We start from the raw sequence: 22289 nt of genomic DNA, 5'->3' as shown, positions 1-22289 counted from the left end.
TGCCGTGACCGCCACTCCGGCCGGCACGGATGTCGCTGCCCGGGCGGTGACCGCGGCGACGCGGGCACCGCTCGGGCAACGCCTGCGCGGGCGCCAGAATCAGAACCTGTGGTTCTGGGTCTTCGTCGGGCCCTTCGTCATCGGGCTGATCGTCTTCATCTACATCCCGATCCTCTGGTCGATCTATCTGAGCTTCTTCGAGGCCGTCAACACCGTCACCCCAAGCAAGTTCGTCGGCGTCGGCAACTACCTCGACATGATGCGCGACAGCGCCTTCCGATCGAGCCTGTGGACGTTCATCGTCTTCGCCGCGTTCATCGTGCCGACGACCTTCGCGCTGTCCCTTCTCACCGCCTTCCTGGTCGCGCGCACCAAGGTCATGCAGACCTTCTTCCGCTCGGTCTTCTTCCTCCCGACCGCGTGCTCGTATGTCGTGGCCGCCCTGATCTGGAAGATGTCGATCTTCGCTGGCGTGCCGTCCGGGATGGTCAACGCCGCCATCGGCGTGGTCGGCCACGACGCCATCCCGTTCCTGTCGGTCACGAAACCGCCGTGGTACTGGCTGGTCATCGTCACCGCGCGGCTGTGGCTGCAGGTCGGGTTCTATATGATCCTGTTCCTCGCTGCGCTGCAACGGATTTCGCCGACTCTGTATGAGGCTGCGTCGATCGACGGCGCGAACGCCTGGCAGCAGTTCCGCTACATCACCCTGCCGCAATTGCGCCCGACATCGGCAGCCGTCCTGCTGCTGTTACTCATCAACGCCTTCCAGGCGTTCGATGAGTTCTTCAACATCCTCTCGACCTTCGGCCAGTACCCGCCGTATGCCCGCCCCCCTCTCGTCTATCTGTATTACGTGGCGCTGGGACAGGGTCAGGACTTCGGTCACGGCAGTGCCGGCGCCGTCATCCTGACGCTCGTGATCGCGCTCTCGGCGCTGGTGTTCAATCGCTTATTCAGCCTGCGCGGTGAGGACTGATGGCCGTCGTCGACCGCTCACCCCGGGCGCGCGTCGCCACCGCGATCCGGTATGCCGCACTCATCCTCGGCGCGATCCTTTTCCTCATCCCCTTCTATCTCCTGTTGCGCAATGCCCTGATGTCGGAGCGGGATCTCGGCTCGCCGCAGTGGTATTGGGTGCCTCCGTCGTGGCATCCGGAGAACTTCACCGCGATCTTCAACGACCCGGCGCTGCCGATGGCGCGCAGCCTGGTCAACTCGGTGGCGATCGCCATCGTCCAGACGCTCGGCGTGCTGATCCTGTCGGGGTTGGCCGGCTACGGCCTGGCCCGCATCCCCTATCGCTGGTCGAATGCGGTCTTCTATCTGATCACCGCGACGTTGCTGATCCCGGCCGCCGTGACCTTTGTGCCGAGCTTCGTGCTCGTCTCGACCCTGGGCTGGATCTCCACGCTGCGGGGCCTGATCATCCCCGGTCTCTTCCAGGCCTTGGCGACCTTCCTCTTCCGCCAGTTCTTCCTCGGCTTCCCCAAGGAGATCGAGGAGGCGGCCTTCCTGGACGGGCTCGGCTACTGGGGGACCTTCTGGCGGGTCGTCGTGCCGAACTCATATGGCTTCGCCGCGGCCATCGGGACGATCACCTTCATCGGCTCCTGGAATGCCTTCCTCTGGCCGCTGGTCATCGGGCGCGAGCAGACCACCTGGACGGTGCAGATCGCCCTGTCGACCTTCCTGACCGCGCAGTCGGTCGACCTGTCCCACCTCTTCGCTGCGGCGCTGGTCGCCATCGCCCCGTTGTTGCTGATGTTCCTCTTCCTGCAGCGCTGGATCGTCGAAGGCGTCGAACGCACCGGCATGGGCGGAGATTAACCCCACGAAGTTCTCCCGTCGAGTGGCCGATTCAGCCCCGTCGAATGGCCCCGGTCGCGAAGCGACATGGGCCACTCGACGGGGCTGAATCGGCCACTCGACGTTTGGGTTTCAGTCCAGCCCGGGGACGTCGGCGCGCCGGGCAATGGTCGCGGTCGCGCGGCGGCAGGCCTCGGGTGGCACCGAGGGCATCAACGCCTCGAGGAAGCCGAAGCGCCGCAGCACCGACTGGTGATAGGCACTCGGGCACGGATCGGCCGCCCGCGCGTGCCACCAGTCGGCGATATCGCCCCAGCCCGGGGCGGCCAATGACCCACCGAACTGCTGGATCGCCAGCGAAGAACACAGGCTGGCGAAGTTCAACCGGTCCACCAGCCGCCACCCGGCGAGCGTCCCGATGAGCAGCGCCGAGCCGAAGACATCGCCCGCGCCGGTCGGGTCCAGCGCGTCCACCCGCAACGCCGGCACGGAGACCTCCTCGCCGGTCCCCGCGTCGATCGCCAGCGCTCCGTGCGGCCCGTTCGTCACGACCGCGAGCGGAACTCGGTCGGCGAGGGCGTAAAGGGCCTCCTGCGCGGTCGAGGTCCGCGTGTACGCCATCGCTTCAACGGCGTTGGGCATGAAGGCATCGCACACCGCAAGCCGGTCGAGCACCTGCTCGCGCCAGGCTTCGGTCGCGTCCCAACCGACGTCCGCGAACACCAGCGCACCGGCCGAGCGCGCCCGCCCCACCCAGTCGGGCAACAGCCCGTCCTCGCCATCGCCGAGGTCGACCATGACGGCGCGCGACCGTGGCGGGTCGGCGATCAGATCCGCCATCGGCACCGGCGCAGGATGACCGTGGGTGACCATGCTCCGGTCGCGGTCGACGGACATCGACACGGTCACCGGACTGTGCCAGTCGGCAAACCGCCGACTATGTGAGAGGTCGATGTGCTCGCCCTGTTCCATTGTGCGCCAACAGAAGTCGCCGTAGTCGTCCTCACTGAAGGCCGCCGCCAAAGACGTCCGCAACCCGAGCCGGCGCGCCGCGATGGCAAGGTTGGCGATCCCGCCCGGGCACGAGGCCATCCCGTCGGCCCACTCCTCGGTGCCGGGCCCGGGTTGCCGGGCGAGGCCGGTGAAGATGATGTCGAGGAAGACCACGCCAGACATGAAGACGTCGAACTCCGGGCCGTCGGGGGTGCGTCCCGCGGCCAGCGGATCGAAGCGGACGTCCGGCATCGCGCCATTATCCAAGGCCGCGCCGACCACGCCGGGCAAACACGCGATAGTGGTGATCGTGAAACTCGCCATCATCGGCGGCGGGGGCTTCCGCGTCCCGCTCGTCTACCGCGCGCTGTGCGCCGACACTCACGCGCAACGCATCACGACGGTATGCCTGTATGACGTCGACCCCCTCCGCCTGGCGGGCATCGCGCATGTCGTGCGCGCCATCGCCGAGCAGTCCGACCGAACGGCATACGGCGATCCGCCGACGATCGAGGTGACCGACAGCATCGACGTCGCGCTGGACGGCGCCGACTTCGTCTTCTCCGCAATCCGGGTCGGCGGGCTCGCCGGCCGGGTCGCCGACGAGCGGGTGGCCATCGCGCACGGCCTGATCGGCCAGGAGACGACCGGGCCGGGCGGGATCGCCTACGGCCTGCGCACGATCCCGGTGGCCCTCGACCTGGCCCGCCGCGTCCGGGGGCTCGCCCCGAACGCGTGGGTGGTCAACTTCACCAATCCCGCCGGGATGATCACCGAGGCCATGTCGGCGGTCCTTGGCGAGCGGGTCATCGGCATCTGCGACTCTCCCGTCGGCCTCGCCCGACGCGCGGCCCGGGCGCTCGGCCACGACCTCGGCGACTGCATGATCGACTACTCCGGCCTGAACCACCTCGGTTGGCTCCACCGCCTGACTATCGACGGCATCGACCGGCTCCCCGACCTGCTCGCCGACGATGCCGCACTCGCTCCGCTGGAGGAGACGCAGATTTTCGGTGCCGACTGGCTCCGCCTGCTCAGCGCGATCCCGAACGAGTACCTGCACTACTACTATCTGCGGCGCGAGGCCCTCGCCGGTCAGCAGGGCGCGACCCGCGGGGAGTTCCTACGCGACCAGCAAGCAGCCTGCTATGCGTTGCTCGCGCCGGACACCGCGCTCACTACCTGGGAAGCCGTTCTCCGCGAACGCAATTCGACTTATCTCGCCGCGGCGCGCGGAGAAGGGAATGAGCGTGCGGCCGAAGACCTCGTCAGCGGAGGGTATGAAGGCGTGGCCCTGGAGTTGATGTCGGCTCTGGGCCGCGGTGCCGATGCCACGCTCATCCTCAACGTGGCCGCCGGCGCCCAACTCGGTCTACCCGCCGACGCCGTTGTCGAAGTGCCCTGTCACGTCGACGCCGGCACGATCACCCCGTTGCCCACCTCGCCCTTGACCGGATCGATGCGCGGCCTGGTTGAGCAGGTCAAGGCCGTCGACCGGCTCGCCATCGAGGCGGCGACCACGGGCTCAGCGCGCGCCGCCGAACTCGCCTTCGCCCAACACCCCCTGGTCGACTCCACCCGCACCGCCGCCACCCTCTTAACCGACTATCGACGCGCTATACCGGCTCTGGATGCCGTATTCACCGGCCGGACGTGACCGACGTCATCCGGGCGATACCCGCGGTACCGGGAAATTTCGCCGAACCGGCCCACACCAGGCCCTTCTCCGGGTAACCTCACTCCTAGCAGTCGGCCTGGGCCTTACCCCCTGCCGCCCAGGCCGGCTGGCTCATCCGAGAATCCCGCGCCACTCGCCCCTCGCCCCGCCCCATGCGTCGTGGGGCCTCAGACCGCCCCCACGACCGCAAGACGAGCACCGGCGAGGTGCGTGGCGTCATCGACGCGCACAGCCATCCCTTCTCCAATGAGGGATTCGGTGGTGGCCTGTTCTGCGGCGCTTCGTGCCCGAGTGGCAGCGCACCAAGCCGCTGTTGACGACGTATGCCCGGGGCTACGGCTTCGGGATGGACATGAACGGCTTCGGCGGCACGCCCGCGCCGCCGGCTACCGCGCGCGTGACGTATCCGTTCACAACTCTCGACGGCGGGTCCACCGTCACCCGGCAGACCACCGGTGGCCACACGTGGGACTACACCATCGACGGCGTCGCCCACTACGGGTGGGTGCCGGACTGGGTCGAGGACCTGCGCATCGTCGGCGGTCCCGCCCTTGTGGCCGACCTCGCCCGGGGCGCCGAGAGCTATCTCGACAGCTGGGCCGCGACCCGTGCGCACACCACCCCGGTCAACCTCGCGGCCGGCCGTGCCGCGACCGCCAGCTCGACGCAATGGTCGCTCTTCGGCAGCTTCGTGCCAGGCAAGGCCAGCCACGGGTCGGGGACGACTCGGTGGGCGAGCGCGCGGAGCGACAGCCAGTGGTGGCGCGTCGATCTCGGCGCCGCGCGGCAGGTGGGCCGTGTCGCCATCGACTGGGAAACCGCATACGCAAAGGCCTATCGCATCCAGACGTCGCTCGACGGATCGCCGTGGAGCACAGCGGCTTCCGGGACCGGCGGGCGGGGCGGCACCGATGTCTCGGTCTTTGTGCCGCGGTCGGCGCGCTACGTCCGCGTGGTCATGACGGCGCGCGCCACGGCATACGGCTATTCGATGTACGAGGTGAACGTCCAAGCCCGTTGAATCCGACCCTTGTCGGCACCGCTCACACCACGACCGCGAGTTGCCCGGTCGGCGAAACCCTGGCGCACTGGTGAGCCGCCGGCCCGGGCCGCTCGCTCGGGCGGCAAACACGGGCCCGGATCCGTCTGGTCGCCCTGAGGCCTATTGAGCAACGCCGGGCGGAGTGGGGCGAGCCTAGGGCGGGGCGCCCTCGCCGACCAGGCCGTCGATCGACTCGCGGATCAGGTCGGCATGGCCGGTGTGCCGCGCATACTCCTCGATCAGGTCGAGCATCACCCGGCGCAGGTTGAAGGACTCGCCACCACCGGAGTCGGCGACTAGCCGGTCTAGCCCACCGTCCGCGAGCGCCTCCTGCGTCGCCGACTCGGAGCGCGCCACGGCGGCGAGCCAGAGCTCTTGGAGTTCATCGGGAGTGTCCAGCGCCGCGGACTCGAAATCCCAGTTCGCGTTCTCTGCCAACGGCGCCCAGACCACCGGGTAGTCGCGGCCCATCAGCTGATGGGTGAAGTAGTGATCCTCGACGAGGGCCAGGTGCTTGACCAGGCCGGCGAGGGTCAGCGTCGACGGTGGCAGCGTGCGGTTCATCGCCGCGTGGTCGAGGCCGAAAGATTTCCAGGCGAACGTGCGCCGGTTGCGGTGCAGGATCACCAGCAGCGCCTCGACCTCAGCGGGTGCGGCCGGGATGTCGCGCGGCGGCAGGATGGGGTCGCTCATCCGCTCACGCTATCGGGATAGGGCGGCCACACGCCCGAAGTCCCGCGGCGGTGGCTGTCAAGAAGGTGCGTGTCGACGATGCCGATAGCTTCCATGAGCGCGAACATCGTAGTGGGGCCGACATGCGCAAAACCCTTGGCCTTCAAGGCTTTCGAGAGTGCCGTGGACTCTAAGGACTGAGTCGGCACCTCAGCCTGCGTGCGTGGCGCGGGGGTTGTCGCGGGCCGGAAGGACCAGACGAAGTCGGCCAAGCCGCCGGCGGCGCGCAGGGCGATGGTGGCCCGGGCGTTGGCGATGGTCGCGTCGATCTTGCGGCGGTTGCGGACGATTCCCGCGTCCGCCATCAGGCGCGCCACGTCCGAATCCCCGTATGCCGCAACCCGCTCCGGGTCAAAGCCATCGAATGCCGCGCGGAAGGCCGGGCGCTTGCGCAGGATCGTCGCCCAGGACAAGCCGGACTGAAAGGCCTCCAGCGTCAGGCGCTCGAAGACCCCCCGCTCGTCCCTGACGGGCATGCCCCACTCGGCGTCGTAGTAGGCCTGCAGCAGCGGATCGGTCGCCGCCCAGGCCGGTCGTGCCAGACCGTCCTGGCCGATGATCGTGCCGGTCGCTGCCATGGAGCCAAGTCTGCCTGACGCGCCGAGCGCCTGCCTTCGAGCGACACCGAGGGCAGCGCCTCAGAACAGCCGCCCCTCGACGTCCGCGGCGGGACGTTCGAGCTCGAGCAGGAAGCGCTTACGGCCCAACCCGCCCGCATACCCAGTCAGCGAGCCGTCGGCGCCGAGCACCCGGTGACACGGCACGACGATGCTGAGCGGGTTGGCACCATTGGCGGCGCCCACCGCTTGCGCGGCGCCGGGACGACCAATCGCCTTGGCGAGATCGCCATAAGACCGGGTCTGGCCATACGGAATTTGGCGCAGTTGCGCCCAGACCGACTGCTGGAACTGATCACCACGGGGTGCGAGTGGCAGGTCGAAGACCCGGCGATCACCGGCAAAATACTCCCCCAGTTGGCGAGCCGCATCACCGAACAACCCACTGCTGGAGACCAGCTCGCCGAAGTCCGGCAACCGGTCGCGCCGGCGGTGGATGGCGAAATAGATCCCGGTCAGGGCCGCGTCCTCGGCGACCAGGGTCAATGCCCCGACCGGAGAGTCGATGACGGTATGGACGGGCACACTCACGGCGACAGTCATACCAGGCAGTCGTCTCGGGCGGATCGAATGTGAGCCTCGCCATGAAACGAGATGCCAGTCATTCCAACTCTTGACTTGTTCCATTCTTGTGGCCAGGATGGAGGCGATGACCTATCCCCTCGGCACCGAACCCGCCACCGCGCTGCGCGGCGCAAGATTGCGCGTGACGGCGCCGCGGGTGGCGACGCTGCACGAGTTGGCGGCGCTCGCTCATACGGACGTGGACGGTCTGACGACAGCGGTCCGCGCCCGCCTCGGCGGGGTGTCGACCCAGGCGATCTATGACGTGCTCCGCGTTCTGACGGACGCGGGCCTGGTGCGCCGTATCGAGCCGGCCGGCTCCCCCGCCCTGTTCGAGATCGACAGCGGCGACAATCACCACCACCTCGTATGCCGTGGCTGCGGCACCCTGCTCGACGTCCCCTGCGCGGTCGGCGAGCGAAGCTGCCTCGAGCCGGCGACCGACCATGGTTTCGTCATCGACGAAGCCGAGGTCGTCTTCTGGGGCTATTGCCCCGCGTGCCAACAGATTTCCCCACCAACCAGCAACTAGATGTCGGGGCAGAAGCCCTGGCAAGGAGGTCCACGCAATGTCTGTCGCAGGTCCACGGCAAGAGTCGGGCAACACCAAGCCACTGACCACCGTCGCCGGCGCGCCGGTCTGGGAGAACCAGAACAGCATCACGGCCGGCGCCCGCGGCCCGATGCTCCTGCAGGATGTCTGGTTCCTGGAGAAGCTCGCCCACTTCGACCGCGAGGTCATCCCCGAGCGCCGCATGCACGCCAAGGGGTCCGGCGCCTATGGCACCTTCACGGTGACCAATGACATCTCGAAGTACACCAGCGCCTCCATCTTCTCGGCCGTCGGGAAGCAGACCGAACTCTTCGTGCGGTTCTCGACCGTCGCGGGTGAGCGCGGCGCGGCGGATGCCGAGCGCGACATCCGCGGTTTCGCGGTGAAGTTCTACACCGATCAGGGCAACTGGGACATCGTCGGCAATAACACGCCGGTCTTCTTCTTCCGGGACTCCTTGAAGTTCCCCGATCTCAACCACGCCGTCAAGCGCGACCCCAAGACCAACCTGCGCAATGCCGAGAACAACTGGGACTTCTGGACAAATCTGCCCGAGGCTCTGCACCAGGTCACCATCGTGATGTCGGACCGCGGCATTCCCGCGGACTACCGGTTCATGAACGGCTTCTCCAGCCACACGTACTCGTTCTACAACGCCGCGGGCGAGCGCTACTGGGTCAAGTTCCACCACCGCGCACAGCAAGGGTTGAAGAACCTGACCGATGCGCAGGCCGCGGCCATCATTGCCGGCGACCGCGAGTCGAGCCAGCGGGCCCTCTTCGACGCCATCGAGGCCGGCGACTTCCCGAAGTGGAAGCTCTACGTCCAGATCATGCCGGAGACGGATGCCGAGAACTACCGCTTCCACCCCTTCGACCTGACCAAGGTCTGGCTGAAGGAGGACTACCCGCTGATCGAGGTCGGCGAGTGGGAGCTGAACCGCAACGCGGAGAACTACCACGCCGAAGTCGAGCAGGCGGCCTTCTCGCCCGCGAATGTCGTTCCAGGCATTGGCTTTTCACCTGACCGTATGCTGCAAGGCCGCCTGTTCTCCTATGGCGACGCTCAGCGTTACCGGCTCGGCGTCAACCACCACCAGATCCCGGTCAACTCCCCCAAGGGTGCGCCCGGGACCAACTCCTACCACCGCGATGGCGCGATGCGCATTCACTCGGAGGCGACGCCGGGCATCGAACCGAACAGCTACGACCGGTGGGTGGAGCAGCCGCAGTTCCGCGAGCCCCCGCTGCGGATCGACCCGCTCGCGGACCGCTTCAACTTCCGCGAGGACGACGACGACTACTTCACCCAGCCGGGGATGCTCTTCCGCTCCTTCACGCCGGAGCAGCAGCAGCGGCTCTTCGAGAACACCGCGCGCGCGATCAGCGGTGCCTCCCAGGAGACCATCGACCGCCACATCGGCAACTGCACCAAGGCCGACCCGGCCTACGGCGAGGGTGTCTCGGCGGCCATCAAGGCGCTGGACGCCGGGGAGGCCCCGAAGGCTGGCACCGACGGCCTGGAGTCCGGCCCGGACTTCGACGGCGACCTCCTCTGAGCGCCGCCCCTGACCCTAAACCCTGCTAACACACCTTAGGTGTCCTCCAGCACGGCAGACCCTGCTGGAGGACACCTAACGTGTGTTAGCAGCGTTTACGGACGGGGCCCGTCGCGCGGGTCGACCAGTGCGCGGGTGAAGAACTCGGGCAGCGGCCGGGAGGTCGCGGTGGCCGTGTCGACGTTGACGTAGACAAGGTCGACCGTCGCCACGGCGTCGCCGGCACGTGAAATCTGCACGGCCAGAACGAAACTCGACCTGCCGACCCGAGTGCAGCGCACGTCGACGTCCAGGACGTCATCGAAGCGGGCCGGTGATTTGAAGTGGATGGTTGCCGTCACCACCGAGACATCCAGACCATCGGCGACCAAGGCGTCATACGTGAAACCCAGGGAGCGCAACCATTCGGTCATCGCCACATCGGCGACCTCGAGATAGCGGGCATTGAAGAGAAAGCCCTGGGCGTCGGTCTCGTGATACCTCACCCGGTGTGTGTAGACGGCGGCCATCACCCGGCTCCGCGCGCGAGCAATTCGGCCCGCCCGAAAATCGCCGCAGTCTCCCGCGCGCTGGGGGTGCCGGCGTCGAGATCGGCACCCGCCGCGACCAGTGCCCGGACGATCTCGTTCTCGCCCTTGAAGATCGCGCCGGCAATGATCGACTGGCCCCGCGCATTCAGCGCGTTCAGATTTGCTCCCCGGTCGATGAGAGTGCGCACCAGGCCAGCGTGGCCGTGATACGCGGCGAGCATCAGCGCGGTGTCGCCGTTGGGGCCGGTGACGTCGACCGGCAGGCCGTGATCGAGGAACTCGACCAGCTCGTCGGTGCGTCCCTCTCGCGCGAGGTCGAGAGCGATCTCGACGATCCGTGCCTGCTGGTCGGCGTCGAGGTGCTCACGAGTCACCGGTCCAGCCTAGCGACTGTGCCCGGCTAGACTCAGCAGATGCTCGAGCATGCGCCAGTCGACCCGGAACTGTTGTCGCACAACGCGATCCAACTCTTGAGCGAACTGGTGGCGATCGACTCCGTCAACCCGGGGCTGGCTACAGGAGCACGGGGAGAAGCGGCCATCGTCGAGCATCTGCGGCTACGGTTCGCCCACCGTGGCTGGCGCACGCTCGTTGTCCCCGCGCTCGGCGTGCCCGACCGGCCATCGCTGCTCGCCTGGCCCGGCGGGATGTCGGCAGCCGCCCGCCCGGTGGTGCTGAACGGCCACCTGGACACGGTGGGCGTCGACGGCATGGTTGCGCCATTCGTGCCTCGCATCGAGGGCACCCGCATGTACGGCCGGGGCACCTGCGACATGCTCGGTGGTGTCGCCGCCTTGGTCGTGGCCGCCGAGGCGGCCGGGGACGCCGACGCCGAGGTCCTGCTGGCCCTCGTGGCCGACGAGGAGGATCGCAGCCTCGGCACCGAGGCCGTGCTGGACGCCTTGCCTCGCCTCGGGATTCACCCGTCCGTATGCCTGGTCGGCGAACCGACGTGGCTGGGCCGGTGCCGCTCACTGCGCGGCTATGCCGTCGCCGACGTGACGATCACCGGCCGGGCCGCCCACACCTCTCTTGCGCACGAGGGCGTCAATGCCCTCACGCAGGCAGCAGCCCTGGTCGGCGCGATCGAGGGGCGGGCCCACGGCATACGGGAGCGGGGTGGGGAACTGCTCGTCAGCGTCATGCACTCCGGACGCGCACCCTTCACCGTCCCCGACGAGGCCCGCCTGACTGTCGAGCGCCGCACGGTCCCCGGCGAGGATCCCGGCGTGCTCCTCGACGACATCGACGCCGCCCTCCACGCCGTGCGTGCTACGGCCGGGCAGGTGCGCGCCGAGATAGCCCTGACCATCAACCGCCCTGCCTGGGAACTCGACGCCGAAGGCCCCGCGGCCGATTTCGCCGATCGCCTCGACGCTGCCCTGGACGCGGAAACAAACGCTCCGGCAACGTCGTTCGAGGCGCCTTACTGGATGGAAGCCGCCCTGTGGCAAGCGGCCGGCATCCCCTCGCTCGTGTGCGGGCCGGCCGGCGGCGGGCTGCATGCGGTCGATGAGTGGGTCGACCTCGACCACGTGCGCGCGTATGCCGTGGCCCTGGCCCGCGTCCTCGGAGCCGCTGCCGCGTGAGGGCTCTCACAGGCCGCCGGTCTGCACCCGCCACAGCGCGGCATACTGGCCGTCCTGTGCGAGCAGCTCATCGTGCGTGCCCGCCTCGATGATGCGGCCGCGGTCCATCACCCAAATCCGATCGGCGTGTCGCACCGTCGAAAGCCGATGTGCCACAACGAGAGTCGTGCATTCGGAGGTCGCCTCGCGCAGGGAGCGCTGGATCGCCGCCTCGGTCTCGTTGTCTACAGCACTGGTCGCCTCGTCGAGCACCAGAACCGCCGGCGTGCGCAGGAAGGCGCGGGCCAGGGCCAGCCGCTGACGCTGACCGCCGGAGAGCGTGACCCCGCGTTCGCCCACGGTAGCGTCGAAGCCGTCCGGCAACTCCTCGATGAACTCCCGTGCGGTCGCGGCCTCGGCGGCAGCGACGATCTCGGCGCGGGTGGCCCCGGGCGCGCCATACGCGATGTTGTCGGCGATCGTCCCGGCGAACATGAAGACGTCCTGCGCGACATAGCCGATCGAGCCGCGCAGGGAGTCCCAGTCGAGACTGCGCATGTCCTGGTCGTCATAGAGGACGCTGCCCGCCCGCGGATCATCGAAGCGCAGCACCAAGCGCAGCAATGTCGATTTGCCCGAGCCGGTGGCGCCGACGATGGCGTGCGTCTCGCCACTGGGGACCAGGAGGTCGATCCCGTGGAGCACATCGGGGCCATCGGCATAGCCGGCGCGGACGTCGCGCAACTCGATGCGTCCGGTGACCGGGCGCCGCAGCGAAGCGTGCCCCGCAGAGACGGTGATCGGGACCGCGAGCAGGTCCTGGATGCGCGCCGTCGATGCCCGTCCGCGTTGATAGAGGTCGAGGACCTGGGCGACATCGGTCAACGGCCACAGCAGCCGCTGGGTCATGAAGACCAGCACCGAGTAGAGGCCCACCGCGAGTTGCCCGTCGAGGGTCTGCCAGCCACCGAGCAGCAATGTGCAGGTGAAGCCCGCGAGGATCGCCATCCGCACCAACGGGACAAAGGCTGCCGACGTGCGGATCGCCTGCACATTGGCCTGCTGGTATGCCGTTGACGCCGCGTCGATGCGTCGTCGCTCGCGCTCCTCCGCCGTGAAGGCCTTGATGGTCGCGATGCCCGCGAGATTGGCGCTGAGCGCGCCGGAGAGGTCGGCAACCTTCTCGCGCACCACGGCATACAGGGGTTCGAGGCGTCGCTGGAAGAGCAGCGACCCGGCGATGACGACCGGGATCGGGAGGAAAGCCAGGACCAGCAGCTTGACCGACGCGATCGCGAAGATCGCTCCGACGAGGATGACGTTGAGGAATGTCTGCAGGATGGCCGGGGCGCCAACGTCGAGGAAACGTTCGAGCTGGTTGACGTCGTCGTTGAGGGTCGCCAGGGTGGCGCCGGCCGGGCGGGCTTCGTGCCAACCGAGATCAAGATGCTGGACGTGGTCGTAGGCCTCGACGCGCAGATCGTGCTCAATGCCCTGCGACAGACCGCGCCACAGGACGGCGGCGACATATTCGGACGCCGACTCGATCACCCAGACCAGGACGTTGAAGACGGCGATCCAGGCCAGCTGGCTGTAGCGCGACTCGACGCCCAGCAGCCCGGCGACGAACGAGTCCTGGCCCCGGACAACGACGTCCACAGCGGCGCCGATGAGCAACTCGGGCATGACGTCCGCGACCTTGTTGATCGTGGACATGGTGACCGCGCCGACGAAGCGGCCGCGGTAGGCCCGGTAACGAAGCCAGAGCTCGGTGAGGGGCTTGCGGGGCTGCTGGGGTGCGCGCGTCACTGCGTCACCCTAATCAGGACGGCTCACGACGGGGTTCCTCGCGCCAAACGACCCCTGACTCGCGTGGGTCAGGGGCCGTTTCGAATGGTGGGCGATACTGGGTTTGAACCAGTGACCTCTTCCGTGTCAAGGAAGCGCGCTACCGCTGCGCCAATCGCCCGGGGCCTTGCAGGGTCCTACTGTGAGGTGGAGACGGGATTTGAACCCGTGTACACGGCTTTGCAGGCCGTTGCCTCGCCTCTCGGCCACTCCACCAACGGGGGCGGCTAACCCTCCGAGCGGATGACCGGCCTCGAACCGGCGACCTCAACCTTGGCAAGGTTGCGCTCTACCAACTGAGCTACATCCGCATGCGCCGGAACCGACATTCGCTTCGTTCTGGCGCGCACAGACATTAACCCATGCGAGCGGACATACCCAAATCGAGAGAGTTTCGACTCCTCGGCGTCCCCCTCGGGGAAGGGCGTCAGCGGCCGAACCGCGCGTTCCCGGCGCGCCTCGACCGCCTTGGCGACGGGCTGGACACGCAGCGTGGCCGCGTTGAAGGCGGCACCGATAAGGACCGAGATGGCGATCGCATAGAGCCAGATCAGCAGCACGATCGGGGTTGAAAGCGGCCCGTAGATCGACGTCCCGCCCAGCGACGCCGCGATGGTGCCTCGCACGAACCACGACGCCAGCGCCCACAACACCAGGGTCAGCACGGCGCCGGGCAGGTCGCGCACCCACGGCGTCTTCTTGGGCGTGGCGATGTGATAGAGCGTCGTCAGCGAGGCCACCACGAGCACCGTCACCACCGGCCAGTAGAGGCCGACGAGTAGCTCCAGGCTCGGCGGCAACAGCCGGCCCAGCAGCGTCGGGCCGATCAAGACCAGCGGGATCATCACGACCCCGACGAGCAGGGTGACGATGTAGAGCGTGAAGCTCAGCGCGCGGGTGCGCACGATCCCCCGCACGCCGGACTGGCCATACATGATCGTGATGGTGTCGACGAAGACGTTCAGCGCGCGCGAGCCGGACCACAGCGAGAGCACAAAGCCCAGCGAGATCAGGTCGGCGCGCCCCCCGGAGAAGACGTCGGTCACCGTCGGCAGCAGCAGGTCCTGAATGATCTCCGGCGTCAGGAAGCGGCCGGCATACTCCGAGATCTGCGAGGTGAAGCTCTCGATCGTCACCTCGCCCAGCCACTGCCCGAGGTAGCCGACGCCGCCGAAGAGGCCGAGGATCAGGGGCGGGAAGGACAGCAACGCAAAGAATCCGGCCTCGGAGGCGAGACCGGTGACGCGATAGCGCAAACAGATCCGGACGGTTTCGGCAACCAGCCGGGCGAGCCACAGACCCCCCGGAATCCGCGCGAGCGCACCCTTCAGCGCACCCTTCGCCTCCACCATTCGACCAAGATAACTGTGGCGCAAGGGAAAGTTGTGACTCGACACGGTGGCCGGGCGATAACGGAACGCTTACGACGTCGACGACGCAACAGTCGGCCAGGCGTTGTGGTCACAGGCGATCCGGTCGAAGTCGGCGCGCGACCAGCGCTCCCCCTCCCGCACGATCACCACATCAGCTCTCACCTGCTCGTAGTCAGCAGCGCTGATCTGAACGGGCGTGCTGCCCATGTCCTTGGTGCTCGACCCGACACCGACGTAGATCCCGATCTGGTCTTCGGGCTCGTAGGTCCCCCGCGAGGACCAGCCCGGCCCGGGCCGCGTCAGTGAGACCGTGAAGGGATCGGAATGCATTGTGCCCGAAGACATTTCGAGGAGAATCGGGTTGTCTTCCGTCGCGTCAGCCGTGCGTCGATCGATCATCCCCACCACTTGGACCTGGTCGTATGCCGCGCCGCACGGTGCCACGATCACCACCGGATTGCCCGCCGCGTCGGCGGTCAGGCCCGCCATCCCGACGATCTTGGTGGTGACGACGTTGCCACATCCCGCCAGTGCGAGAGCGGTGGCCGGGGCCAGGATCCACGCACGTCTTGCCATGCCTGAAGTGTCCCGAGCGAGGCAGGTCACCCGCGTGAGCAGGACTACTCACCTCAGGCGCGGCCTATCCTGCGCGCATGGCGACGCACGAGGTCCGCAATCAACCCCCGCCGTATGCCGGCGTCGACCTCTTCGCGTCCGATCCCACCCTTCGTGATGCCCTGACCCGTTGGGGCGCACCCGATCCCGACGCCCGCCACCTTGGGGAACTGGCCGGCACGGCAGCGGCAGCCGCGTGGGCGGACGAGGCGGATCAGTTCCCGCCGCGCCTGCGCACTCACGACCCTCGGGGCAATCGCCTCGATGAGGTCGTCTACCACCCGAGCTATCACGCACTGATGACCGTCGCCGTCGAACACGGCTTGACCGCCGGGCCCTGGCTTCCGGGTGCCCGTCCCGGTGCGCACTTGGCCCGGGCCGCCGGCTTCTACCTCTGGAGCCAGGTCGAGAACGGGCACCTGTGCCCGATCTCGATGTCGTATGCCGCGGGGCCGGTGCTCGCGGCGACCCCCGGGGCGGCCACGGAGTGGCTGCCCAAGGTCGCTTCCCGCAGCTACGAGCCGGCGCTGGTGCCGATCGAGCAGAAGCGGGGCGCCATCGTCGGGATGGGCATGACGGAGAAGCAGGGCGGTTCCGACGTCCGGGCCAACAGCACGACGGCAACTCCGGATCCGCGAGGGCCGCTGGGCGCGGGCAGTTATCGCCTGCGTGGCCACAAGTGGTTCTGCAGCGCGCCGATGAGCGACGCCTTCCTCGTCCTGGCCCAGGCGCCGGCCGGTCTCAGTTGCTTCCTCCTCCCCCGCGCCCTGCCCGACGGCACGCGCAATTCGTTTGCGCTGCAACGCCTGAAGGACAAACTGGGCAATCGCTCGAATGCGTCGTCGGAGGTCGAGTTCGATGACTCCTGGGCGACCCTGCTAGGGGTCGAGGGGCGCGGCATACGGACGATCATCGACATGGTCGCCGGCACCCGACTCGACTGCATCCTCGGGTCGAGCGCGACGATGCGGCAGGCGCTCGTGCGGGCCACGCACCATACGGCCCACCGGATGACCTTCGGCCGGCCGTTGATCGATCAGCCGCTGATGCGCAATGTGCTGGCCGATCTGGCACTGGAGTCCGAGGCGGCCACGCTGCTCGCGATGCGGCTGGCGCACGCCGTCGACGAGGGCGACAGCGACTTCGCGCGGCTCGGCGTGGCACTGGGAAAATTCTGGGTGTGCAAGCGGACCTCGCCGATGGTGGCCGAGGCCCTGGAGTGCCTGGGCGGTCTTGGCTATGTCGAGGAGAACGGTCTGGCGCGCCTCTATCGCGAGGCCCCGCTGAACTCGATTTGGGAGGGATCGGGCAATGTCAACGCGCTCGACGTGCTGCGCGCGATGACCCGCGAGCCGGCCAGCGTCGCGGCGCTGGCCAAGGAGGCCGGCGCCGCCCGCGGCGTCGATGCGCGATTGGATGGGGCCATCGACGCCATTGAGGAGATCGGCGCCCGCGCCGGGCACGAGCACGCACCGATCGAGGCCCGCCGGACCGTGGAGCGGCTGGCGATCACTATGCAGGCAGCGCTGCTCGTCCGGTATGCCGAGCCGGCGATCGCCGAGGCATTCGTCGCCTCGCGCGTGGCCGGTGACCACGGCGCGACTTTCGGCACGCTCTCGCCGGCTGCTGTCACGGCAGTTGCCGGCCCGCTTCTGGAGCGTGCTAGCAGCTCAGGGTGAAGTGGAGGGTTAGCTTTCGGCGAGCCGGGCCTGCTGCTCGGCGACGTCGAAGCCGGCGGCCGGCCACTGCGGGTCGATGTCCTGCAGGGCCGCGAGGAGGAGATTCATGACGGCCAACCGGGCATACCACTTCTTGTCTGCCGGAACGACATACCAGGGCGCCTCATCGGTGGAGCACTTCTCCAAGGCGGTCTGATAGGCCTCCATATAGGCGTCCCACGACTGACGCTCATCGATGTCGCCCGGGTTGAACTTCCAATACTTCTCCGGGTTGGCGAGCCGCTCGGCCAGCCGGGCCTTCTGCTCTTCCTTGGAGATGTGCAGCATGACCTTGACGATCGTGGTGCCGGAGGCGGCAACGCTCTTTTCGAAGGCGTTGATCTGGGCATACCGGCGCGACCACTGCTGCCGCGGCACCAGATTGTGCACCCGGACGATCAGCACGTCCTCGTACTGTGAGCGGTCGAAGACGCCGATCTTGCCGTAGCCCGGCAGGGCGTTGCGGATCCGCCATAGGAAGGGGTGGGCACGCTCTTCTGCGGTCGGCGCCTTGAACGACGTCAGTTCGATGCCCTGCGGGTCGGCGGCGCCGACGACGTGCCGCATGATGCCGCCCTTGCCCGAGGTGTCCATGCCCTGAACCACGAGCAGGATGGAGCGCTTCCCGCCGGCCTTGGAATCGGCATACAGGCGTTCCTGCAGGTCGCTAACTTGCTCCGCGAGCGGGGCGAGGAGCATGGCGCCCGCCGCCTTGTCCCCCGCGAACGCCGGGGTCGAGGCCGGGTCGACATCGGCGAGGGCGAATCCGGGACCCACCCGCAGTGCGCCGACGAAGGCGGCGGGCGTCGGGCTCTTGGCGGCCTCCTCGGCGACCTTGGCCGCAGCTTTGCCCTCCTGCTTGGCCAGCTCCTTGGCGATGATCTCCAGTTCTTTGGCGTCCTTGGAGTTCTTCTTCGCCTTGCCCTTGGCTGCCTTGGTGGCCTTGGCCGATGACTTCTTCGTCTTCTCCGACTTACCCATGCCACGCATAATGGCAGGCCCTGCGACGCGGTGCGCCAGACTGGGCCGATGCGATTGTTGTATGCCGATTCCCCCACTCCCGTGGCGCCCGGCACCGAGACCGACATCGACGCGCTCCGGGCGCTCTATGCCTGGCCGGGCGGGGGCGGGGTGCGCACAAACTTCGTCGCCACTCTCGATGGGGCCGCTACAGGCCCCAGTGGCCTGACGGGGTCGATCAACAACGCCGCCGACAAGATTGTCTTCGACCTCAACCGCGAGCTGTGCGATGTCGTCCTGGTTGGTGAGGCGACCGCGGACGCGGAGGGTTATCGTCCCGCGGACGGTCCTCCGCTGATCGTGGTCAGCCGGCGTTGCCGGGTGCCCCGCGGCTTTGTCGACCCGCCGAGGGATGGTCATGTCGTGCTTGTGACGGGGTCCGGGGCCGAGGCGGGCAAAGTCCGGGCCGCGCGCCAGCAACTCGGCGAGGCGAATGTGTGGGTGCTCGGCGAGGAGGACGTCGACCTCGGCCAGGTGATCGTGGCGTTGGGCCGCGAGGGCCGCCACAACATCCTGTGCGAGGGCGGGCCGCGCGTCCACGCGGCCTTGCTTGCGCGCAATCTCGTGGACGAGGTCGCGCTGACGTGGGTCCCGCGTGGCATCGGCGGTGCTCACCCGCGGATCGCTCACGGCGCAGACTTCGACGTCCAGTTAAGAGTGAAGGTTCTCCTGGAGTCGGACTCGACCCTGCTTGGGCTCTGGCGCGTGCCGGAGACGTCCGGCCACAGCTGAGTCCGGCACGGTCCGCAGCTGCGCATTCCGCAAGGAGCAGGACCGCAGGCGGGCAGCCGATCAGGCCTTGAGGAAGTCGCTGACGGCATACTCCCAGCGCGCCGGATCGGTGTTCCACTCTTTGCAATGCCGTGCCAGCTCCCAGTGCACGACGGTCACGAGGTCCGGGCGCGCCTCGGCAAGGGCAAGCGACGGCCCGGCCGGGACGAACTCGTCGTCGATGCTGTGGATGAGCAGGATCGGGTGGTGCAACTCGGCGGCTCGGGCGACCCAGTTGGTCTGGGCGACGTCAACCGTGTCGTGCACACCGACCAGCCGGCGCGACCACTTCTTGCCCATGATGGTCCGGCTCAGATCACCGACCGGCGAGGGCACGCCGTGGGCGCGCGCGTGGTGGGCCAGCACGTCAGTCCAGTCCACGACGGGGCCGTCGAGAACCACGCGGGTGACCGCCGAGGCAAGAGCGGACTGGGCGAGGACCTGCAGCACGATCGCCCCGCCCATCGACCACCCCACCAAGGTGACGTCTCTGGCACCTTCGGCCACGGCATACGCGATGGCCGACTCGATGTCGCGCCACTCGGACAGCCCGAGGTTGTAGCGCCCGTCCGGGCCGGGCGGAGCGCCTTCGTCGTTGCGATAGCTCGGCACCAGAACCGTATGCCGTGCGGCCAGCACCGGCGGGATCGCCCGGATCGTCTCCTCACGGCGCGCGCCGCGGCCGTGGACAAGGATCGCCCAGCGGCTCCCGTCACCCATCCCGGGGATGAGCCAGGCCGGCATCGGCCCGAGATCCGTGACGATCTCGACGTGTCGGGTTGCCAGACCGAGGCTGATCTCGGGCGGCGAGCAGTAGTAGTACCCGTTCCAGCGCGCCGGGCCGGGGCGCATGATGCCGAAGTCTTGGGCCTCGATGCGACGGCGAACGGTGGCCTCGTCGCGATCGAGGATCTCGCCGATGCGGATGTGGCCGCGGCTGCCGTCCAGCCACAGGCCATAGCGGCCGGGAACCACCGTCTCGGCGTTGGCGGCCAGGACCACCGAGTCCGTGGCCGTCGACAGCACCTCGCAGTCGTCCGGTTTACGCCGATCCGGAGTCAGGACGCGCCGGGCGAAGTAGGCCGCCGCGCCCAGAGCAGCGCCGGCAGCGCCGGCCGCGGCCGAACTGCTGACCGCGGCCGCGCCGATGGCCGCGCGCTTTGCCGTCGCCTTGGAACTCACGCCCCTATCGTCTCAGGTCTCCCACCGGTATCGGGCGTCCCGTCTGCCCGGGCGACCGGCGCGGAAGAATGTAGCCATGTGCAGCGCGAGGAACGGCCGGGTCCACACCGTAGGTGTCGTGCTCGCCGCTGGGGCAGGCCGCCGCTTCGGCGGTCCGAAGATCCTTGCGCACCAAGGGCACTGGCTCGAACAGTCCGTGGCCGCATTGCGCAACGGCGGCTGCCACCGAGTGGCTGTCTGCATGGGTGCGGCCGTCGTGGATGCCCCGCCCGGCGTCTTGGCGGTCGAGGTGCCCGACTGGGAGAGCGGCATGAGCGCCAGCGTCCGCGCCGCCCTCGATCTCGCCGCCGAACTGGACGCCGAGTTGCTCGTTCTGCACCTGATCGACCTCCCCGACGTCGGTGCACCCGTCGTCGCCCGGGTGCTCGAGAGCGCCGCCGGGCGACCGGACGCACTGGTGCGGGCGGCATACGGCAATTTGCCGGGGCACCCGGTGGTGGTCGGTCGCGATCACCTGGCCCCCATGAGAGCAACGCTGACCGGCGACAGCGGCGGTCGCGACTATCTGGCGGCCGCCGGTGCCCAGTCGATTGCGTGCGGTGATCTCGCGACGGGTGCCGACCACGACGTGCCAGAATCGTTGGCATGAGCAGCCTGCACAGCGACCGGGACTATGCCGTCACCAAGAGCGAGGATGAGTGGCGGGCCCAGTTGACGCCGCAGGAGTTCCACGTGCTGCGCGAGGCCGGGACCGAGCGGCCGTTCAGCGGCGAGTATGAGGATGACGAGACGGTGGGCGTGTATGCCTGCCGGGCGTGCGGCGCCGAGCTTTTCGCATCGGAGACGAAGTTTGCGAGCCATTGCGGCTGGCCGTCGTTCTACACCCCGCTGGCCGGCGACAGCGTCGAGTATTTGGAGGACCGCTCGCTCCCCGGACGCCCGCGAGTCGAGGTCCGGTGTGCCAACTGCGGCAGCCACCTGGGCCACGTCTTCGAGGGCGAGGGCTATCAGACACCGACCGACCAGCGCTTCTGCATCAACTCCATCTCGCTGACACTCCGGCCGGCCGAGTAGCCGGCGTCACCGCAGGCGCTCGATCAGGGCGGGGAGGGTGACGCGGGGGCCGGTGAAGAAGGGGGTCTCCTCGCGCACGTGCAGGCGGGCCCGGGAGGCGCGCAACTCGCGCATCAGGTCCACGATGCGGTGCAACTCATCGGCCTCGAAGGCCAGGATCCACTCGTAGTCACCGAGCGCGAAGGCGGCAATCGTGTTGGCGCGCACATCCGGGTAGTCCCTCGCCATCTGGCCGTGCTCGCGCAGCATGTCGCGGCGTTCGGCATCGTCGATGACATACCAGTCGTAGGACCGCACAAACGGATACACGCACACATAGTTACGCGCCTCCTCGTCGGCCATGAACGCCGGGATATGGCTCTTGTTGAACTCCGCCGGACGGTGCAGCGCGGCATTGGACCACACGGGCTTGAGGTGCTGTCCCAGGCCCGAGCGCAAGAAGCGGTGGTAGGCGTCCTGGAGCAACTCGATGCTCTCGGCGTGCCACCAGATCATCAGGTCGGCGTCCGCTCGCAGACCGGCGACGTCATAGACGCCACGGATCACGACGCCACCCGCCTCCACGTCGGCGAACAACTTCTCGACATCGCGGACGTAGGACTGCCGGCCCGCGTGCCCGAGCGGCGTCTCGACCGCAAAGACCGACCACATGGCATACCGGATGCTGTCGTTGATCTCGCGCATGCGCGCGGGCGTGGGCTTGCTCGGGACGGGTCGATCGGACATTCCGCCATTCTGAACCCGTCGCCCCGTGCGCGCCGAATCGGGTCGCGCCGTCAGTCCCCCGGCCCGTATGCCGTGCGGATCGCCCGCGCGGCCCGCCGGCCCGAGCCGATGACCGCCGGAATGCCCACCCCGTCGTATGCCGCGCCGGCCACCTCGAGCCCGTCGATCTCGCCGATCGCCTTGCGCACCAGCGCAATCCGGTCCATGTGGCCGACGGCATACTGCGGGAGGGCGCCGCCCCAGCGCTGGACGTGCGCATCGAGCGGGTCCGGGAGGGCGCCCGCGATCGCGCACAGATCGGCGAGCGCACGCGCGGCC

23 protein-coding genes, 3 tRNA genes and 1 pseudogene are annotated in these 22289 nt (G+C 68.3%); 11 read left to right on the top strand and 16 right to left on the bottom strand.

Annotated features, from left to right (window positions below; all coding sequences use genetic code 11):
- Positions 1 to 4 precede the first annotated feature (4 nt).
- Positions 5 to 979, top strand: coding sequence for a sugar ABC transporter permease (locus PKH97_RS00135; RefSeq protein ID WP_324385364.1), 975 nt, complete (start codon positions 5 to 7; stop codon positions 977 to 979).
- Positions 979 to 1830, top strand: a complete 852-nt coding sequence (locus PKH97_RS00130; protein WP_324385363.1) for a carbohydrate ABC transporter permease — start codon at positions 979 to 981, stop codon at positions 1828 to 1830. Before PKH97_RS00135 ends, PKH97_RS00130 begins: the two co-directional genes overlap by 1 nt.
- Before the next feature lie 111 nt (positions 1831 to 1941).
- Here PKH97_RS00130 and PKH97_RS00125 read toward each other — a convergent pair whose 3' ends face one another.
- Positions 1942 to 3054 carry a PfkB family carbohydrate kinase gene (locus PKH97_RS00125; RefSeq protein ID WP_324385400.1) on the bottom strand — a complete coding sequence of 371 codons (1113 nt, stop codon included), beginning with the start codon at positions 3052 to 3054 and terminating at the stop codon, positions 1942 to 1944.
- Positions 3055 to 3112: 58 nt separating this feature from the next.
- Between PKH97_RS00125 and PKH97_RS00120 the strand changes: the two genes are divergently transcribed.
- Both PKH97_RS00120 and PKH97_RS00115 read left to right on the top strand, forming a co-directional pair.
- Positions 3113 to 4459 carry a 6-phospho-beta-glucosidase gene (locus PKH97_RS00120; RefSeq protein ID WP_324385362.1) on the top strand — a complete coding sequence of 449 codons (1347 nt, stop codon included), beginning with the start codon at positions 3113 to 3115 and terminating at the stop codon, positions 4457 to 4459.
- Positions 4460 to 4763: 304 nt separating this feature from the next.
- Positions 4764 to 5501: a discoidin domain-containing protein gene (locus PKH97_RS00115; RefSeq protein WP_324385361.1), complete on the top strand. Its 738-nt coding sequence runs from the start codon at positions 4764 to 4766 to the stop codon at positions 5499 to 5501.
- Positions 5502 to 5675: 174 nt separating this feature from the next.
- On the opposite strand, the gene PKH97_RS00110 is transcribed toward PKH97_RS00115, so the two are convergent.
- From PKH97_RS00110 to PKH97_RS00100, 3 genes are read right to left on the bottom strand one after another with little or no spacing between them, the layout of a single operon-like run.
- Positions 5676 to 6215 (bottom strand): DUF664 domain-containing protein, encoded by a 540-nt coding sequence (locus tag PKH97_RS00110; RefSeq protein ID WP_324385360.1) that lies wholly within the window; start codon positions 6213 to 6215, stop codon positions 5676 to 5678.
- On the bottom strand, positions 6212 to 6832 hold the full coding sequence (locus PKH97_RS00105; protein WP_324385359.1) for a DNA-3-methyladenine glycosylase I: 621 nt from the start codon (positions 6830 to 6832) through the stop codon (positions 6212 to 6214). The genes PKH97_RS00110 and PKH97_RS00105 overlap by 4 nt, the downstream gene beginning before the upstream one ends.
- A gap of 60 nt (positions 6833 to 6892) precedes the next feature.
- Positions 6893 to 7396, bottom strand: coding sequence for a methylated-DNA--[protein]-cysteine S-methyltransferase (locus PKH97_RS00100; protein WP_324385399.1), 504 nt, complete (start codon positions 7394 to 7396; stop codon positions 6893 to 6895).
- 124 nt (positions 7397 to 7520) lie between these two features.
- On the opposite strand from PKH97_RS00100, the gene PKH97_RS00095 reads away from it, so the two are divergent.
- On the top strand, positions 7521 to 7967 hold the full coding sequence (locus PKH97_RS00095) for a Fur family transcriptional regulator (RefSeq protein WP_324385358.1): 447 nt from the start codon (positions 7521 to 7523) through the stop codon (positions 7965 to 7967).
- 37 nt (positions 7968 to 8004) lie between these two features.
- On the top strand, positions 8005 to 9546 hold the full coding sequence (locus tag PKH97_RS00090; RefSeq protein ID WP_324385357.1) for a catalase: 1542 nt from the start codon (positions 8005 to 8007) through the stop codon (positions 9544 to 9546).
- 95 nt (positions 9547 to 9641) lie between these two features.
- On the opposite strand, the gene PKH97_RS00085 is transcribed toward PKH97_RS00090, so the two are convergent.
- The gene (locus PKH97_RS00085) at positions 9642 to 10031 is read right to left on the bottom strand and encodes a thioesterase family protein (RefSeq protein ID WP_324385356.1); all 390 of its coding nucleotides are present in this window, start codon (positions 10029 to 10031) and stop codon (positions 9642 to 9644) included.
- Between the two features lie 23 nt (positions 10032 to 10054).
- Positions 10055 to 10450, bottom strand: a complete 396-nt coding sequence (locus tag PKH97_RS00080; RefSeq protein WP_324385355.1) for an ankyrin repeat domain-containing protein — start codon at positions 10448 to 10450, stop codon at positions 10055 to 10057.
- A 39-nt stretch (positions 10451 to 10489) separates the two neighbouring features.
- On the opposite strand from PKH97_RS00080, the gene PKH97_RS00075 reads away from it, so the two are divergent.
- Positions 10490 to 11665, top strand: a complete 1176-nt coding sequence (locus tag PKH97_RS00075; protein WP_324385354.1) for a M20/M25/M40 family metallo-hydrolase — start codon at positions 10490 to 10492, stop codon at positions 11663 to 11665.
- Between the two features lie 6 nt (positions 11666 to 11671).
- Here the strand turns inward: PKH97_RS00075 and PKH97_RS00070 are convergent, their stop codons facing one another.
- The 6 genes and pseudogenes from PKH97_RS00070 to PKH97_RS00045 form a co-directional block, all read right to left on the bottom strand.
- A complete protein-coding gene (locus PKH97_RS00070) occupies positions 11672 to 13453 on the bottom strand; it encodes an ABC transporter ATP-binding protein (RefSeq protein ID WP_324385353.1) in 1782 nt (593 codons plus the stop codon).
- 85 nt (positions 13454 to 13538) lie between these two features.
- Positions 13539 to 13613: transfer RNA gene (locus tag PKH97_RS00065), tRNA-Val, on the bottom strand.
- Positions 13614 to 13637: 24 nt separating this feature from the next.
- Positions 13638 to 13708: transfer RNA gene (locus PKH97_RS00060), tRNA-Cys, on the bottom strand.
- Positions 13709 to 13730: 22 nt separating this feature from the next.
- Positions 13731 to 13803 (bottom strand) — tRNA-Gly (locus PKH97_RS00055).
- Positions 13804 to 14046: 243 nt separating this feature from the next.
- Positions 14047 to 14844: pseudogene (locus tag PKH97_RS00050) on the bottom strand (YihY/virulence factor BrkB family protein); the annotation flags it as partial.
- A gap of 69 nt (positions 14845 to 14913) precedes the next feature.
- Positions 14914 to 15441, bottom strand: a complete 528-nt coding sequence (locus PKH97_RS00045) for a hypothetical protein (RefSeq protein WP_324385352.1) — start codon at positions 15439 to 15441, stop codon at positions 14914 to 14916.
- Between the two features lie 77 nt (positions 15442 to 15518).
- Between PKH97_RS00045 and PKH97_RS00040 the strand changes: the two genes are divergently transcribed.
- On the top strand, positions 15519 to 17159 hold the full coding sequence (locus tag PKH97_RS00040; RefSeq protein WP_324385351.1) for an acyl-CoA dehydrogenase family protein: 1641 nt from the start codon (positions 15519 to 15521) through the stop codon (positions 17157 to 17159).
- A gap of 9 nt (positions 17160 to 17168) precedes the next feature.
- Here the strand turns inward: PKH97_RS00040 and PKH97_RS00035 are convergent, their stop codons facing one another.
- A complete protein-coding gene (locus tag PKH97_RS00035) occupies positions 17169 to 18179 on the bottom strand; it encodes a polyphosphate kinase 2 family protein (protein ID WP_324385350.1) in 1011 nt (336 codons plus the stop codon).
- Positions 18180 to 18227: 48 nt separating this feature from the next.
- Between PKH97_RS00035 and PKH97_RS00030 the strand changes: the two genes are divergently transcribed.
- Positions 18228 to 18950, top strand: coding sequence for a dihydrofolate reductase family protein (locus tag PKH97_RS00030; protein ID WP_324385349.1), 723 nt, complete (start codon positions 18228 to 18230; stop codon positions 18948 to 18950).
- Positions 18951 to 19010: 60 nt separating this feature from the next.
- Here the strand turns inward: PKH97_RS00030 and PKH97_RS00025 are convergent, their stop codons facing one another.
- Positions 19011 to 20171 carry an alpha/beta fold hydrolase gene (locus PKH97_RS00025; RefSeq protein WP_324385348.1) on the bottom strand — a complete coding sequence of 387 codons (1161 nt, stop codon included), beginning with the start codon at positions 20169 to 20171 and terminating at the stop codon, positions 19011 to 19013.
- 76 nt (positions 20172 to 20247) lie between these two features.
- Between PKH97_RS00025 and PKH97_RS00020 the strand changes: the two genes are divergently transcribed.
- Both PKH97_RS00020 and msrB read left to right on the top strand, forming a co-directional pair.
- Positions 20248 to 20820, top strand: coding sequence for an NTP transferase domain-containing protein (locus tag PKH97_RS00020; protein ID WP_324385347.1), 573 nt, complete (start codon positions 20248 to 20250; stop codon positions 20818 to 20820).
- On the top strand, positions 20817 to 21245 hold the full coding sequence (gene msrB / locus PKH97_RS00015) for a peptide-methionine (R)-S-oxide reductase MsrB (RefSeq protein WP_324385346.1): 429 nt from the start codon (positions 20817 to 20819) through the stop codon (positions 21243 to 21245). Before PKH97_RS00020 ends, msrB begins: the two co-directional genes overlap by 4 nt.
- Before the next feature lie 6 nt (positions 21246 to 21251).
- Here msrB and hemQ read toward each other — a convergent pair whose 3' ends face one another.
- Complete coding sequence (gene hemQ, locus PKH97_RS00010; RefSeq protein ID WP_324385345.1) at positions 21252 to 21971, bottom strand: hydrogen peroxide-dependent heme synthase; 720 nt, start codon at positions 21969 to 21971, stop codon at positions 21252 to 21254.
- Between the two features lie 50 nt (positions 21972 to 22021).
- Positions 22022 to 22289: FAD-dependent oxidoreductase (locus PKH97_RS00005; RefSeq protein WP_324385344.1), on the bottom strand; the 268-nt coding region annotated here is incomplete at its 5' end.

The organism is Nostocoides sp., assembly GCF_035343835.1.
Classification (GTDB): domain Bacteria; phylum Actinomycetota; class Actinomycetes; order Actinomycetales; family Dermatophilaceae; genus Nostocoides_A; species Nostocoides_A vanveenii.
This window is presented reverse-complemented; position numbering and strand designations above follow the sequence as displayed.